Source organism: Planctomyces sp. SH-PL14 (assembly GCF_001610835.1).
Taxonomy (GTDB): domain Bacteria; phylum Planctomycetota; class Planctomycetia; order Planctomycetales; family Planctomycetaceae; genus Planctomyces_A.
In genome coordinates, this window is the sequence record NZ_CP011270.1 from 4,853,011 (window position 1) to 4,868,332 (window position 15,322).

General features: G+C 67.5%; 7 protein-coding genes. 4 read left to right on the forward strand and 3 right to left on the reverse strand.

All coding sequences use genetic code 11. The annotated features are described in order from the left end of the window. Nucleotides 1-32: 32 nt before the first annotated feature. Together VT03_RS18535 and VT03_RS18540 are read right to left on the reverse strand one after the other, a co-directional pair. Nucleotides 33-2,543: a CehA/McbA family metallohydrolase gene (locus VT03_RS18535; RefSeq protein ID WP_197488995.1), complete on the reverse strand. Its 2,511-nt coding sequence runs from the start codon at nucleotides 2,541-2,543 to the stop codon at nucleotides 33-35. A 72-nt stretch (nucleotides 2,544-2,615) separates the two neighbouring features. Beyond that, nucleotides 2,616-6,092 (reverse strand): hypothetical protein, encoded by a 3,477-nt coding sequence (locus tag VT03_RS18540; protein WP_075094357.1) that lies wholly within the window; start codon nucleotides 6,090-6,092, stop codon nucleotides 2,616-2,618. A gap of 295 nt (nucleotides 6,093-6,387) precedes the next feature. Between VT03_RS18540 and VT03_RS18545 the strand changes: the two genes are divergently transcribed. The 3 genes from VT03_RS18545 to VT03_RS18555 all read left to right on the forward strand — a co-directional run bounded on the left by VT03_RS18545 (nucleotide 6,388) and on the right by VT03_RS18555 (nucleotide 11,545). Beyond that, a complete protein-coding gene (locus VT03_RS18545) occupies nucleotides 6,388-9,315 on the forward strand; it encodes a c-type cytochrome (protein WP_075094358.1) in 2,928 nt (975 codons plus the stop codon). 549 nt (nucleotides 9,316-9,864) lie between these two features. Then, on the forward strand, nucleotides 9,865-10,980 hold the full coding sequence (locus tag VT03_RS18550; protein WP_075094359.1) for an aminopeptidase: 1,116 nt from the start codon (nucleotides 9,865-9,867) through the stop codon (nucleotides 10,978-10,980). A gap of 154 nt (nucleotides 10,981-11,134) precedes the next feature. Next, nucleotides 11,135-11,545 (forward strand): VOC family protein, encoded by a 411-nt coding sequence (locus tag VT03_RS18555; RefSeq protein WP_075094360.1) that lies wholly within the window; start codon nucleotides 11,135-11,137, stop codon nucleotides 11,543-11,545. Nucleotides 11,546-11,710: 165 nt separating this feature from the next. On the opposite strand, the gene dnaA is transcribed toward VT03_RS18555, so the two are convergent. Then, complete coding sequence (gene dnaA / locus VT03_RS18560; RefSeq protein ID WP_156514600.1) at nucleotides 11,711-13,141, reverse strand: chromosomal replication initiator protein DnaA; 1,431 nt, start codon at nucleotides 13,139-13,141, stop codon at nucleotides 11,711-11,713. 717 nt (nucleotides 13,142-13,858) lie between these two features. Here dnaA and VT03_RS18565 point away from each other — a divergent pair. Further along, nucleotides 13,859-15,283 carry a serine/threonine protein kinase gene (locus VT03_RS18565; RefSeq protein ID WP_082846338.1) on the forward strand — a complete coding sequence of 475 codons (1,425 nt, stop codon included), beginning with the start codon at nucleotides 13,859-13,861 and terminating at the stop codon, nucleotides 15,281-15,283. The last annotated feature ends 39 nt before the right edge of the window (nucleotides 15,284-15,322 follow it).

Sequence of the window (15,322 nt, forward strand, 5' to 3'; positions counted from 1 at the left end):
GGCGGCGTCGGACGACGATTCCGACCCGTTGTTCAATCGAATGCGCGGGCGACTTCGTCGTAGTAACGGCGGGCCTTGTCGTAGGCGGCCTGCGCAGCGGGGCGTTCCGGCTCGCGGATCTGGTTCTTCTTCTTCTCCCAGCAGACGTCGACCGCCTTGCGGCACCATTCGGCGCTCTTGCGATGGGCACGGATCGGCTGGGCGGCGACTTCCACAAAGATCGGATTCGTGTGGACGCTGGGAAGGATCCGCACCGCCACCCAGCTCGACTTCTCGATCGGCACTTCGATCTGGAGCGGGCGCGTCGTCCCGTCCGCTTCGATCTCCTGGCGGGCGGCAACCTCGCCGTTGACGATGACTTCCACCGGGACCTTGCGCGTCCCTTCGATCCGGCACCGCTCGACATGCCAGTAGGGCTTGGCGTCGAGACGGGTCTGACGGATCCGCTCGGTCTCGCCGGTCGGGGTTTCTGCCAGAAGGGCCGCGACGTCGAAGGCGACCTCGACCTTGCCGGGCTCCTTCAGGTCGATCTGGCTCAGCTTTCCCTCCGGTCCCGGCTCGCCGAGATGGACCAACTGCTGATTCCCCGGTGCCGCTGACGGGGCCCGGAGCCGGAAGTCGAGGATGTGGCTCAGGCCGTCGGTGCAGTAGCTGCGGCCGTTCTTGAGCCCTTCGCACCACTGGTCGAACGTGAGCGAGCCGGTCTCCGGGCCTGCGGACGATGCCGACTCCCCTTTCGCCGCTTCCTTTGCGGCCGGCATCTTCACATAGATCCGGCCGAGGCCGACCTTGTCGCCGTAGATGCAGGGGAAGTCGGTCTCGCCGCTGATCCGCGGGCGGAGGCCGCAGTTGAGCGTGTGGTACCAGATGTTGAGCTCCCAGATCGCCGGCGTGTCGACGGCCGAGAGGAAGTCGCACGCCCCCGTCGCCGCCGTGACGATGTACTCGTTCGCCCCGATCCCGTCGAAGGGGGGCATGGCGTAGTCCGGGAGCTTGTCCGCGGCGTGCCCCTGCCATCCGGCGGGCGCTCCGCCCCAGGGCTGCTTCGGGAACTGCCGCTGGCCATCGGGCATGTAGTCCGGCAGGGCCAGTCCCCAGCCGCTGTGGCTGTAGCCGACGACGCCCCCCTGCTGCTGGCCCCACGTCAGGACCGGCTCCGTCCAGCTCGGCCACTGGCCGATCTCGGTCGTCCCCGGATAGTCGTCCTCCTTGAGCCGCAGGAGGCAGAGGTGTCCGGCGTGCGACGACGGAAAACCGCTCACCTCGACGTCGTACCGCATCAGGTAGTCGGGGCGCGAGAGGGCGTTCGTCTTTCCTTCGAAGAACTGCTTCTGCGTGTACCAGCACGGTCCCCATGACAGGACGCAGCCGACGTTGAGGTCTTCCCCCAGGATGTGCCGCATCATGTCGGCGGGCCCGACCCCTTCGGTCGGGCTGTCGTAGTGAGCGCAGCCGGCGGCGTGGACGTGGTGGTCTCCGGAGTACCAACCCCGCGTGATCGGATGGATCCACCGCGTGAGGCTGAACGCCTGGCGATGGCTGACGACCCCCGCGGGGACAGTGAACTTGTGCGTCTCGACACGGTACTCCGGGCCGCGGGAGACCGTGGCGGTGTACTGGCCCGGAGGGAGGTGGACCGATTCGCCGTCCGCGCGGTAGATCTGGTCGTGGAAGAAGAAGTCGGGAGCGAGGCGGCGGGCGGGGTTGGGGTAGACCCGGTTCTGCGTGTCGCGGATCACGAAGGCGGCGGTGGTCGGCTTGCCGTCGTGATCCCGGACGCCGAGGGCGACCTCGACCGAGGGGACGCACTCGAACAGGATCGGGATCTCGCTCCGGAAGCCGAGATCCTGCGTCCCCTGTCCGACGTGGAACGAAAGGGTCGCTTCGCGGCGGCCGAAGTCGCGGCTGTAGAGCTGGACGATGCGGTACTCGCACTCGAGGCCCGAGAGGGCGGGCTTGAGGGGCTGCTTGCCATAGATGTCGATGTCGAGGAAGCGGTTCGGGACGTCGGCGGGGGAGACGAGCTTGTCGACCGTCAGGGGACGTTCGCGGGACCCTTTGCCGCGCATGTAAAGCGGCGCGGCGTTCGGGCTCTCGACCTTGAGCTCCGGCGTGATCCGGGCCTCGTTGTGGATCTTGACGAGGAAGGTCCGCCAGCCCTGCTGGATCAGCTCCTTGCGGGCGGGCCCTTCGGCGGCGGAGACGCGGCTCTCGGGATTGATCCGGACGAATGCGAGGCAGTGGCGGTCGAGCACCTTCTGAATGTCCGCGACCGAGGCCTTGGCGTCGGCGTTTTGCATCGCCTGGTTGAGCCGCAGCGCATCGTCCCCCGGAAGAGGTGAGCCGATGAAGACGAGCGCCTGCAGGAGACGTTCAGTCGCGGCAACGAACGGCTGCCGTTCGACGTCGACCGGGCCGGGAGCCGGTTCGTCAGCGGGGAGTCGTCCCGCTCCCCCGAGCAGGATCAGGACCGCCAGCCCGAGGAGGCTGGCACCGCGGCGCCGAACGGGAACGGGTCGGACGGGGCAATGGATCGAGCACATCGATAGCCTCGAACTCGGGAACCGAACGGGGAGAGACGCAGGACGGAAGGAGGCGCGGGGCGCTCCGACCGGTCATTTGGCGGGAGCCATCACGGGGTCGCGGCGATACGGCTTCTTCTGCTTGTAGGAATCGAGCCACCGCTCCAGGCGGGCCTTGTCGGGATACTTTCCTTTGGAGATTGCCGCGGTGATGAGCTTGACCGCCTTGTCGAATTCCCCCGCTTCCGCGTGGGCCGCGGCGAGGACCACATCCGAGATCCCGTTCCGGTCCGGGCCGAAGGCGTACGCCAGCCGGACGTGTTCGAGCGCCTTCCGGCCGTCGCGGAACTGGGCATCGGCCGACGCGGCGCGAACCCAGGCGAGGTTGTTGTGCGCCTGCGGGAAGCGGGGGGCGGTCGTCAGGGCCGCCTCGTAGTCGCGGATCGCCTCCGGCAGCCGGCCGGAAATCTCATAGAGCTTGCCCCGGCCGACCAGGCCCGTCGGGTTGCCGGGGACCCGTTTGAGGAACTCGCCGTAGCGGTCGATCGCCTCGGAGACGTTCCCGGCGTCGGCACTGAGCCGGGCCGCCGTCAGCCAGATCGGGCTCCAGTCCGGCTTGAGCTCGACCGCCTTCCGGATCGCTTCCAGGGCCTGGGCGATCTCCTGCGGCTTCCAGTGGCTCACTGCCTCTTTCTGGAGGGCCAGCACCGGGGCCATCTCGTCGTCAACCTCGCTGTCGCGGCGGGAAGGGAGCTCGACTCCGAGACGGGTCAGCTCGGCGGAGGCCAGGACGCAGGTCCATTTGTTTGTGGCGGGCGAGGCGGCGGCCCGCTTGAGCCACGGGAGCGCTTCGTCCCGGCGGTTCCGGTTCAGCAGCAGCTTGCCGATGAACCAGGCGGCGTTGGTCATCTGGCCGTTGTCGAACTCCCAGACGTGGCACAGCTGCATCTCCGGCTCGGAGAAGGCCGGAGGGGCGTCGCCCGAGGGGGCGGGGCGCAGCAGGTGCTCGCACAAGAGCGACGCCATCGTCTCGTCGCCGGGGGCCAGGATCCTGGCGATCAGCCGATCCCGCTCCTCCGTTCGCCCCAGTTCGTCCGTGAGAAGGATCGCGGACATCGTCGAATAGACCCCTTCGTTCTCCGAGTCCTTGAAGCGGAGGTGATGCTCCAGGGCTTTCTCCTGCTCCCCCTGGAGCTGATAGAAGACGGCGATCTCCTGGATCTGGTTCCGCTGCTGGTCGGTCAGTCCGGCGAGGTGCTGCTGGGCGTAGGCCGCGGCGGCGTCGGAATCGCCGTGCCCCGTCCGCTGGCACCAGAAGTACCAGTCCTCCCAGGCCCCGTCGTAGCGCTGCGTGTTCGCCTGCCGGTACTGTTCGGCCTGCTCCCAGTTCTCCAGCCCTTCATAGCACCGCGCGGCCGACAGGAGGCCGTACGAGGAGTACGAGTCCGCGGCCCGCAGGGCATAGGGGAGCGCGTCGGTCCACTTCTTCTGGTCCATGTACCAGTCGGCGATCCGATCGGCGATCGACGCATGCTCGAGGCCGTAGCTCGGCAGCTCCAGCGCGCGGTCGAGGGCCGCCTTCCAGGCCTCATCGTCGCCACGCTCCTTGTAGAGCGAGGCCAGATCCAGTTGAGCCTGAACCGACGGGAACCTTTCGGCGAGCGTCTTGAGGCACCGCTCGGCCGCCGCCAGGTGCATGGGGTTGTCGGCCGCGTGCTCGCGGTAGGCGCTGGCCAGGGCCTTGAGAACGATCGCCGCCGGATAGCGTTCCTCCCAGGCGGCCGCCTGGGGCGCCGACCCAGGCCAGTCGCAGCGGATCAGGGTGGCGATGACGGCGGGGCAGTCGGGGCTGATCTCCCGCAGCAGCCGGCTGAGCCGCACGACGCCGCCGGGGGGGAGCGGCTCCTGGAGTTTGAGCAGCAGGTCCGGCAGCACCTCGTCCCGCTGCGTTCGGAAGCTGTCCAGTTGCCGGGGGTTGTCGCGGCTTCGCAGCCAGGCCAGCCAGGAGATGTGCTGTTCGGCCGCCTCGGACAGCGGGATCTCGGTCAGCGCCGGAGCGATCTCGTTGTAGGCGGCCTGCGCCTGGAAGGAGTCCTGCTGGAAGACGCGGAGGAACCGCCGGGCGGGATGCGGTTCGAGGAGCGGTTCCAGTTCCAGGATCGTCTCTCCCGGATCGACGCCGAGCCACTTCCGCTCCGTGCTGGCGATCTGGACGGCGTGGACGAAGTTCAGGTTCTCCACGAGCGTCGCCAGGACCGCGAGCGACGGCTCTTCGCGGTCCTGCCGCGCGGCCTCGCTCCGCAGGGTCTTGACCAGGGCCACATGCTGCGCGATCGCTTGCGGGAGGTTCTCCGGCTCGACCGCGTCCGCCAGCGCCTTCTCGGTCTCGGGCGGGAGGCCCGACACGCTCGCGAGCTGCTGCGGAAAGACCCTCAGGAACTGGCGGAGCTGGGCCGCCCCGAGGCTGCGCCGCAGCCCGATCGCCCCCTCTTCCGCCAGCGACGCGACCGCACGCAGACATTCGGGAGACTCTTCGAAGCAGCGGTGCGCCGCCTGACGGCGCTCCTCGTCGGAGCCGGCAATCTCGCCCTGCCGCATACCGAGATAGGCGGCCAGCGGCGTCTTGTTCTCGATCTCCTTCTGAAGCGTCGCGGCATCCCAGCGGGCGTAGGCGTCGACCGCCGGAGACCAGGGCGGCGCATCCGCCCCTTTGAGCCCGCGGGCGCGGTCGACGTCCTGGACCGCCTGCGCATCGAGACCGCAGAGCGCGCGAACCAGGGCCCGCGACCACGCCGCGGCGGCCTCGTCCGGCCCCTTCTGAACCGCCCGTTCGGCGTACAGAAGCGCCCGGGCCTTGAAGATCTTGTGCTCGGCGCCCCAGTGGACTTCGCACAGGCTGCCGAGGAGCGCGTACTCCCGCGCGGCGCGGGCCAGCAGCGGGGCGGAGTCGGGCTGGGTCCGCAGGGCCGCGTGGACTTTCCGAAGCGACCCGAGGAGCGACACGAAATCGAGCGGGACCGGCTCGTCCGCCAGCTCGAACGGCTTGTCGTCGGCTGCCGCGGGGGCTTGAGGAGTGGGAGCGTAGCCCGCCTCTTTGAGGAGATCCGGGAAGCGGCTGCGCGACCACTCGACGGACCGGGCAAGGACGCCGTCGAGCATCGCGGGGGACGTGGGAGGGATTGTGTCGGTCCAGGGAGCGCCGGCCCTGTTCTGAAGGCGGGTCGTGACGTTCACTTGGCCGCTCGATTCGACGACGGGGGTGATCTCGAAGGTCTGGACCTCCGCACCGGGTGTCTGGAGCGGCTCTCTCAGCCAGGCGTCCCGCGTGGCGAGTCCGAAGTCGTCCCGGGCGGTGATGAGGAACGCCTGCCGCACGATCTCGCGGAGCAGCCCTTTCTGCGGGAGAGGTCGAGTCGGTGCGGGGGGCTGGAGGGCCACGATGCGTCGTTCATCGCCGCGGCCAGCGGACGGGGCCAGAACGAGGGCGGCCACGGCCAGAGTCGGCAGCAGGCGGGCGAAGAGAGCGGAGCGACGATTCTCGCGCGGCCCGGCGGTCGAGACCTGAGTCATGTGACCCCTCAAACGAGATAACGGACATCCCTGTCTGATTGATCCGGCCAACGAAGCGGTCGTTCGAGGATAGCGAGCCCCGGTGAGAATGTCCCCGGCACCGGGGGCAGGGCACCCTGTTGTGGTGCAGGGGCCGGTGTTGTTTTCGTGGGCCCTTGCCCGCCGGAGGCACGGCTCGGCTGGAGCTCGCCCTCCCGAATGTGATGGATGCGGCGGGGCTTGCCGTGCATCAGTCGCCCCTGATGTGTTGGCCCGCTATCCTCGCGACGCGGTCGCGTTGAGAAAGGGATAGGACATGAGCCTGCGCTGCCTGGTCGGTCTCCTGCTCGTGAGTCTGGGGAGTTCAACGCCGCTCCTGGCCGATTGCGGGCCGGTGCCGCAATGGATCTGGTCGAGCGAGCTGCCGCTGGCGGGCGAGCAGGTGGAACTGCATCGGACGTTCGCCGTGCGGCGGGGGCTGGCCCGGGCGGAGCTGAGCGGGCTGGCGGATGACCAGCTTGTCGTTCTGATCGATGACAGGTCCGTGCTGACGGCGACGCAGTGGAGCCGCTGGACGACGGTCGATGTCGAGGGACTGACCGAGGGGGAGCATCGGATGGTCTGCCGGGCGAGCAACCTCAACGGGTACGCCGGCTGCGCGGTCCGTCTGCGGCTGAAGTATGAGGACGGCTCCGTCGAGGTGGTGACGACCGACCCGACGTGGAACGCCGCGACGGGGCCGGCGGTCTCGCATGGTCTGGTGGGGTCGTCCCCGTGGGGCGATCCGGTCGGCGAGGCGGGGGATTACTACCAGTGGAAGGATGCCCTGGAGAGCAAGCCGGCCGAGCCGGCCGCTTCGATCCGCGTGTTGCCCGGCTTCGAGGTGGAACTGGTCCGCTCGGCCCAGCCGGGCGAGAGTTCGTGGATCAGCCTGACGTTCGATCCGCAGGGGCGGATCCTGCTTGGCTGCGAAGGGCGGGACAAACGCCATGGGCTGCTGCGGCTGACGTTGCCCAAGTCGCCCCAGGAGGCGGTCCGCGTCGAGCCTGTCGAGGAGACGCTGCGGGAGCCTCGGGGGCTGGCGTTCGGTCCGGACGGCTCGCTCTATGTCAACGCGAACAACGCCCACACGCTGGTAAGGGCGGAGGATGCGGCCAGCCAGGGGCGGTTTGACCGGGTCACGCCGCTCCGCAAGAGTCCCGGCGGTGTGGGGCATGGCCGGAACAATCTCACGTTCGGTCCGGACGGGGCGCTCTACTCGATCCACGGAAACGACGTTCGCCTGCCGGAGGATTTTCGTGCCGCCGAGAGCCGGGTGATCCATCAGGAGAACGATCGTCTGCTCGCCTGCCGGTGGGACCGGTTCCTGTTCGACTACGCGGCGAAGCTTCCCGCCGGGCACCTCATCCGGACGACCGATCCGGCGACATCGTGGGAGCTGATGGCGGGCGGGTTCCGCAATCCGTACGGCATCGACTTCAACCCCGACGGCGAGCTGTTCACGTTCGACGCCGACAACGAGGGAGATCTGGGGACGCCGTGGTATCGGCCGACGCGGGTCAACCACGTCGTTTCGGGGGGCGACTACGGCTGGCGGCAGGGGACCGCGATGCGGCCGACGTGGTATCCGGACGTCCTTCCGGCGACGCTCGAGATCGGCAAGACGTCCCCCACGGACATCAAGTTCGGCACGCGGAGCGGCTTTCCACAGCGGCTGAAGGAGTCGCTGTTCATCCTCGACTGGTCCTACGGGAAGATCCATGCGATCCGGTTCGAGCCGCGCGGGGCGAGCTACGTTGCGACCGCCGAGACGTTCCTGGAGGGGCGTCCGCTCAACGTGACCGACCTGGAGTTCGGGCCCGACGGCGCCCTTTACTTCACGACCGGCGGACGGGCGACGCAGTCCGGGCTGTACCGGGTCCGGTACACCGGTTCGCTGACTGTCGACAAGACGGACCGTGTTTCGGCGGACCCGACGGCCACGGAGGCTCGTCGTGTTCGCCGGCAGCTGGAGGCGTTTCATGCCCGCGTCGATGCGGGTGCGATTCCGGCTGCATGGCCGCATCTGGCGTCGCGCGACCGGTGGCTGCGGCACGCCGCGCGGATCGCCATTGAGTTCCAGCCGGTCGAGACGTGGCGCGAGAGGGCGCTCGCCGAGACCGATCCGATGGGCTCGGCCACGGCACTGCTGGCCCTCAGTCGGTCCGAGGCTCCCGAGGGGCTTCCGCGAGTCCTGGAGCGGTGGACCGAGCTTCCCCTGGTGACTTGGCCGATCGAGGAGCAGGTCATCGCGCTTCGCGCGGCGCAGGTGGCCCTGCACCGGACCGGCAAGCCGGGGGACGAGCTGCGGCGAACGCTGACTCGCGTCGTAGAGGATCTGTTCCCGTCCCGGAACTGGTCTGTGAATCAGCTCGCTGCGGAACTTTTGGTCGCGCTCGAGTCGCCGCGTCTCGTGCCGAAGGCGGTCACGCTCCTGAAAGAGTCGCGGCTTCAGGAGGAGACGATGCTGTGGTTCTTCCTGCTGCGGAACGTGCGGGTCGGATGGACGCTCGACGATCGGCGGACCTATCTGGCCGCGCTCCAGAGCTCGGACGCCTTTCAAGGCGGGCGGGAGTTGCCGGTCGGACTGTTCGGGATAACCGGGGAGTTCCGCGAATCGCTCACGGCCGAGGAGCGGACGGCGCTCGCCTCCGAGCTGGCGGCCACTTCCGTCGAGACCTCCCCCGCGGCGCTCCAGTCGACGCGGCCGTTTGTTCGGGAGTGGAAGCTGGCGGAGCTTGTCGATCAGGTCGCTCCGAGAGCGGAACAAGCCGACATCGAGCGGGGCCATACGCTCTACCGTGAGGCGCTCTGCGTTCGATGCCATCGCTACGGTGGCGAGGGGAAGCCGATCGGGCCGGACCTTCACGCCGTCAGCCGCCGGATGAGCCGTCGCGATCTTCTGGAGACGATCCTGGTCCCCTCCAAGGTGGTTGACGAGAAGTACCGTGACACGACCTTCGTTCTGACCACCGGCAAGGTCGTGGCGGGACGGATCGTGGGCGGGGATGACCGGTCGCTGCTGGTCGCTCCGAATGCGACTTCTCCCTTCGACACCGTGACCATCGCGCTCGACGAGATCGAGTCCCGTCAGCCTTCGCCGGTGTCGCCGATGCCGGTTGGGTTGCTCAACACGCTGACTGAAGAGGAGATCCGCTGTCTGCTCGCCTATCTGGAGTCTGATCAGGCGGAGTTCCGGCGGTGAATGTGGGAGGGCGGGTACTGTCGGCGACACAGGGGGTGTTCGCCGAATGGTGGTCGATCGAGGACGGAGGATGATTGCGATGTCTCGACCCTCGTCCTTGCCGGCACGACTCTGATAGCTCAAACCCAACGTGCCCCGGCAGCTGGGGTCAAGGGGGCCTCGCCCCCTTGCCGCCGGAGGCCTCTTCGATGAGGAACCGTGGTACACAACGAGGGTCCGCTTTGTGGTACCGGCGTTGAGGACTCACCGCCCGCTCTGTAAGCCCAGCGGGTTGATGAAGGGGCATACGGCATGTCGTCCGCGCTTGGACACTCACTCCTTCAGACATCTCTCGACGGCCAGGCCTCCGGCGGGCAAAGGGGCTTCGCCCCCTTGCATCCCCCACCAGGGGTGCCCCCTGGACCCCGGTTGGGCTGAGCAATGGATTGGCCGGCCACCAGTTCACCCAAACTCGCCCTGCGACACGCGCAGACTGAACACCTCTTCCCCCGACAATTCGCGCGGACCTACACTGCCCCCTTCCGTTCCCCTCCGTTCGAGTTGGACTCCATGCAAGACCCGCGGATCGACAAACTCGCCCGTCTCCTCATCGATCACAGCACCCAGCTCAAAGCGGGCGAGACCGTCCTGATCGAAGCCTTCGACCTGCCGGAACCGAACCTCGTCTGCCGCCTCGTCGAGCTGGCGGCCGAACGCGGAGCACATCCGCTGGTGAGCCTCAAGAACAACACCGTCCTGCGGTCGATCTATCGCAGCGGGACCGAGGCGGGGATCAAGCTCATCGGCGAACTCGAACGGGAACGGATGACGAAGTGCCAGGCCTACATCGGCATCCGCGGCTCGGCGAACACGAACGAGCTGTCCGATGTTTCTGGCGAGCAACTCGATCTCTCCCAGCGGCTGTGGTGGCAGCCGGTCCACATCCAGGTGCGGGTCCCGACGACGAAGTGGGTCGTCCTGCGGTACCCGACCCCCTCGATGGCCCAGCTCGCCAAGATGAGCACGGCCGCCTTCGAGCAGTTCTACTTTGACGTCTGCACGGCGGATTACGCCGAGATGGCCCGCCGGCAGGAGCCGCTGAAGGAGCTGATGCTCGCCACCGATCAGGTCCGGATCGTGGGACCGGGGACGGACCTTTCGTTCTCGATCAAGGACATTCCCGTCATCCCCTGCAACGGCCGCCGCAACATTCCCGACGGCGAAGTCTTCACGGCGCCGGTCCGGACGAGCGTCAACGGGACGATCGCGTACAACACCGGCTCGCAGTACCAGGGAACGGTCTTCGAGGGGATCACGTTTGAGTTCAAGGACGGGAAGATCGTTCGGGCCGAGTGCCGCAACGACACGCCGCGGCTGAACCAGATTCTCGATTCCGACGACGGGGCCCGGTACATCGGCGAGTGGTCGCTGGGGTGCAACAACTATGTCCGCAAACCGATGCTCGACACGCTCTTCGACGAAAAGATCGGCGGTTCGATGCACCTGACGCCGGGGAACGCCTACGAGACGGCGGACAACGGCAATCGCAGCCGGGTCCACTGGGACCTGGTGCTGATTCAGACGCCCGAGTACGGAGGCGGCGAGGTCTGGTTCGACGGGAAGCTCATCCGCAAGGACGGCAAGTTCCTTCCGGAGAAGCTCCTGCCGCTGAACGAAGGGCTGTAGAGCGCCAGGCCGACGGGTGTCCTTGGCTCAGGCCCGCGGAGCTGGCCCACCGGGGCCAGCATGGGCGAGGGGCGGGCGACCGGATGCGACTCCCGGCTCCGATTCGCTTCAATAGAGTGGATCGTCCGTCACTGCCCGCACGAAACGGATCGCCATGACCGTCACCCGCATCCTCGAGACCGCCCTCTACGTCGACGACCTCCCCCGGTCCGTCCGCTTCTACCGCGACCTGTTCGGCTTCCCCGTTCTATTCGAGGACGGAAAGCTCACCGCCCTCGACGTCGGCGGACAAAGCGTCCTGCTCCTGTTTCTCCGCGGCGGAAGCCTTCAACCGAGCGACGTCCCCGGCGGACGGATCCCCGCCCACAATGGCGAAGGTCCGCTCCACATGGCGTTCGCGATCGCCGCCGCGGACCTGCCGGAATGGGAAGCCAAACTCGCCGCCCGAGGCCTCCTGGTCGAATCGACCGTCGACTGGCCCCGAGGCGGACGAAGCCTCTACTTCCGCGACCCGGACAACAACGCCATCGAGCTCGCCACGCCGGGAATCTGGGCCACCTATTGAGGCCCGCGGTCCAACGCGGCAGCGACGGGCTGTCTCGGTCTGACCTGTGTTCATCCGTGTTGATCTGTGGCTGATCCTCGTCAGAGGAAGTCAGGCCACAAATGCACACAGAGCAACACAGCTGGGAAGAACCTCGGAATGCGGCTTGAGAAGATCCGCCGCTGCTCAGCCTGCCTGGATCCGCCGCGTGAGATTCTCGACGAGATCCTGCATCGACCACATTTCGTGTCCGATCCGGATCGACTCGCTCCCGGCGATCTGGGTACCGACCTTCTTCTCCGCAGCGATCGCCGTTGTATGCCGGCGGCCGCCGAAGTAGGAGCCGATCTCGCTGTACGCGGAGCGGGTCAGCTGCCGGCCGAGGTACATCGCCAGCATCCGCGGCTGCACGAGCGACCGCGCCTTGTTGTCCGACCGCAGGTCGTCCGCGGCAATCCGAAACAGCTCGCACACCGCCTGCTCGACATCCGCCAGCCGCACCACCCGCAGGCAGTCCCGCTCCAGCCGCGCCAGGACTTCCCGCGCCGCCGTCTGCGTCACCCGCCGCTGCGTCATCCGGTGCCACGTCTGGAGGCAGTTCATCGCCCCTTCGACCTCGCGGATGTTCCGCAGGAACCGGGCCGCGACATACTCGATCGCCTCGTCCGCCACGGGGTATCCCATCGTCGCGGCATGCCGCCGGGCGATGAGCCGCCGGGTCTCGAGGTCCGGCGCTTCGAGCCGCGCCACGTTCCCCGCCTGGAACCGCGTGACAAGTTCGTCCGAGGTCTTCGTCAGCAGCCGGGGATGCCGGTCGCCGGTCAGGATCAGGAGCTTTCCCTGCTCCTCGAGCTTCTTGACGGTGTGCAGAAACTCCTCCTGAAGGCCGGAGCGGCCATCCAGGAAATCGACATCGTCGATCAGGAGGACGTCGACGCTGCGGAACTTCGAGCGGAAGCTCGGAAGGCTGCGGGTCTCGATCGCCTGAGTGTAGTGATTGACGAACGCTTCCGCGGTCAGCGAGACGATCCGCAGGTGCGGAGCCTGCTGCCGCAGCGCGTGGCCGATCGCTTCCAGCAGATGCGTCTTGCCGGTGCCGACGTTGCCGTACAGGTAGAGCGACTGGTTCCGCGGTCCGGCCGATTCGATCACCTGCCGCGCAGCGGTCACGGCCATCGCGTTCCCGGCGCCGACGACAAACGTCTCCAGATCGTAGACGCGGCGCGTCGGTCCCGCGGCCGCCGGACGCACGTCGGCCGGTGCAGCCGGCGCGGAGGCGGTCGGGGGAGCGGGGGACATCGCAACGGTCTCGGGCGCCGCCGTCTTTCCCGTCACGACAGCACGCGTCGCCAGCGAGGCATCGACCGCCCACTCGACGCGGACGCCGGTGCCGATCGCCTGCTCTGCGGCGCTGCGGACTGCGCTCCGGAAGTGTGTCTGGAGCCAGGTCGCGAGATAGGGGCTGGCGGCGTAGATCGTGAGGTCGTCGCCGACGAGGGTCAGGCGAGTCTTACCACGGAACCAGTGCTGGTAGCGGCGGTCTCCAACGGTCTCCTGCAGGCGTTTTTCGAAGAGCGGGATCGGCGCATGAAGACTTCCATTCAGCTCGGGCTGCATCTTGCGACCCTGTTGGCGCACACCTCCGTGAACGAAATCATTTTGACTTCGTTTCGTCGAGGGGACGACGAGCACTCCATTCCCGTTCCAGGCGGAACGGTGCGGGGTGATCTCGGTGTGCAGGGAGATCGAGGGAGAGAACAGGACGCGAGGCCCCACAGCCTCAGTCCGGGCGTTGCGCCGCTCCCGCAAGACCTCCCCGACGTGCCATCCGGACCTCGTTATCAGCCGAGTTCCAGATTGCCCTTCCTTGTCTCGACCACTCCAGCCGACCTTCGCTGAACCGCAGCGTAAGCTGTTATTCAGCAATCGGTTGGGTGAGACATGGCACGTGTTGGGAGGCCATCCCTGCCTGCTGCGAGCGACTCACTCAAGGACGAGGATGCTACCCGGCCGGTGCCGTGAGTCAAACGTGAATCGGCTGTTAATGAATCTTCTTTTTTGGCACGCCAAAACCTGCGTCAAAACTGGAGATTGCGCCGCGACCCACCGCCTCGCGGTGAAATCCCCCAGGTGGAAAAACTGTCATTCCGTGCTTCGCGGAAAGGCTCCATGGCGTGACGTCAAAGTGATGAATGCTCCGGTCAAATCGCCGTCGGCCAGAATCCCGATCCACCAGCCATCGCGGCCCCCGGGCCATCGCGGTACGATGGCTCGTGGCGCAACCTGACGCGGCTTCTCTGACTGGCTCCATCGTCCGCTTCCTGGTCCTCTTCGATGGCTCGCTCACCCGAGAACTCCGAACAGCCGCCCCCGCCATCGCCGCCCCAGCAGCCGTTGGATAAGACGTCGCACGATCGGCCGCACTTCGACAGCGTGCACTGGTCGACGGAAGAGATCGCGGCCCTCCGTCACGAGGTCATGCAGGAGGGGACGATCGAGCAGTCGCTCCTCCCCGGAGACGATGCTCCTCTCTCACCGTATCAGGTCGAGAGACTCTGCGCTGGCGAGGGAACCGGGCTGGTTCTGGGTAACTATGTCATTGTGAGCAAGCTGGGTCAGGGGGGCATGGGGGTCGTCTTCAAGGCCCGCCATCAGCGAATGGACCGGCTGGTCGCCATCAAGATCCTCTCTCCGCAGCTCGTCCGCTCGCCCGAGCAGCTCGCCCGCTTTCATCGCGAGGTCCAGGCAGCGGCCCGCCTTGAGCATCCCCACATCGTCACGGCCCACGACGCCGACGAAGCCCGCGGGATGCACTTCCTGGTCATGCAGCTCGTCGACGGCGCGGACCTCTCGTCGATCGTCGAGACGAATGGCCCGCTCACGGTCGACCAGGCGATCGACTGTCTGATCCAGGCCGCGCAGGGGCTGGAGTATGCCCACCGGCAGAAAGTCATCCACCGCGACATCAAGCCGGCGAATCTCCTCCTCGACAAGGAAGGGACGGTCAAGATCCTCGACATGGGGCTCGCTCGGATCGGCGGGAGCTCGGGGCCGGGGGGCGCGGTTGCGTCGCTGACCGATGTCGGCGCCGTCATGGGAACGGTCGACTACATGTCCCCCGAGCAGGCGGCGGACATGCGGACCGCCGACGCGCGGAGCGACATCTACTCCCTCGGCGCGACGCTGTGGTATCTCCTGGTGGGGCGTCCGATCTATAGCGGAACCTCCGTGATGGCCCGGCTGGTGGCTCACCGGCAGAGTCCGATCCCTTCGCTCAAGGGGACGCGGGGCGATGTCCCAACGGCGGTCGACGCGCTGTTTCAAAAGATGGTCGCCAAGAAGGCGGATGACCGTTATCAGTCGATGGGGGACGTTCTGCGGGCCCTCAAGGATACGGCGGCGACGCGGGAGCAGGGTTCCCAGCACCCTCTGATCGAGCTGACCCGCTCGATGGACACGGTCCGCCTCGCCAATCTTAACAGGCCGGACACGCGCATCGAGGGGGATTCGGGGCGGCGGACGCCGCTCCAGTTGACCTCGGCGGCCCGCGCGGCGCGGATCCAGGCCCGCCGTTCGACGGCGCGGAGACGCTCGCTGGTTCAGGTGCTGCTGATTCTCGTGGCGTGCGTCGCAGCCGCCATCAAGATCTGGGGGCTCCCTGCGGCCCTGCGGCCGGGCGGTGCCAATCCAGGCGGGACGAGTCCGGCCAGCGCTCCCGCCGCCGCGAGTCCGAAGGGCGGTTCGCGGGCTGAGAAATAGCAGGCTTGTCGCCACCGCACGGTGGGCCGAAGTCCGCAT

Coding starts and splice junctions, on each gene's coding strand:
- VT03_RS18535 (WP_197488995.1), bottom strand. CDS start 2,543: ATGTGCTCGATCCATTGCCCCGTCCGACCCGTTCCCGTTCGGCGCCGC.
- VT03_RS18540 (WP_075094357.1), bottom strand. CDS start 6,092: ATGACTCAGGTCTCGACCGCCGGGCCGCGCGAGAATCGTCGCTCCGCT.
- VT03_RS18545 (WP_075094358.1), top strand. CDS start 6,388: ATGAGCCTGCGCTGCCTGGTCGGTCTCCTGCTCGTGAGTCTGGGGAGT.
- VT03_RS18550 (WP_075094359.1), top strand. CDS start 9,865: ATGCAAGACCCGCGGATCGACAAACTCGCCCGTCTCCTCATCGATCAC.
- VT03_RS18555 (WP_075094360.1), top strand. CDS start 11,135: ATGACCGTCACCCGCATCCTCGAGACCGCCCTCTACGTCGACGACCTC.
- dnaA (WP_156514600.1), bottom strand. CDS start 13,141: ATGCAGCCCGAGCTGAATGGAAGTCTTCATGCGCCGATCCCGCTCTTC.
- VT03_RS18565 (WP_082846338.1), top strand. CDS start 13,859: ATGGCTCGCTCACCCGAGAACTCCGAACAGCCGCCCCCGCCATCGCCG.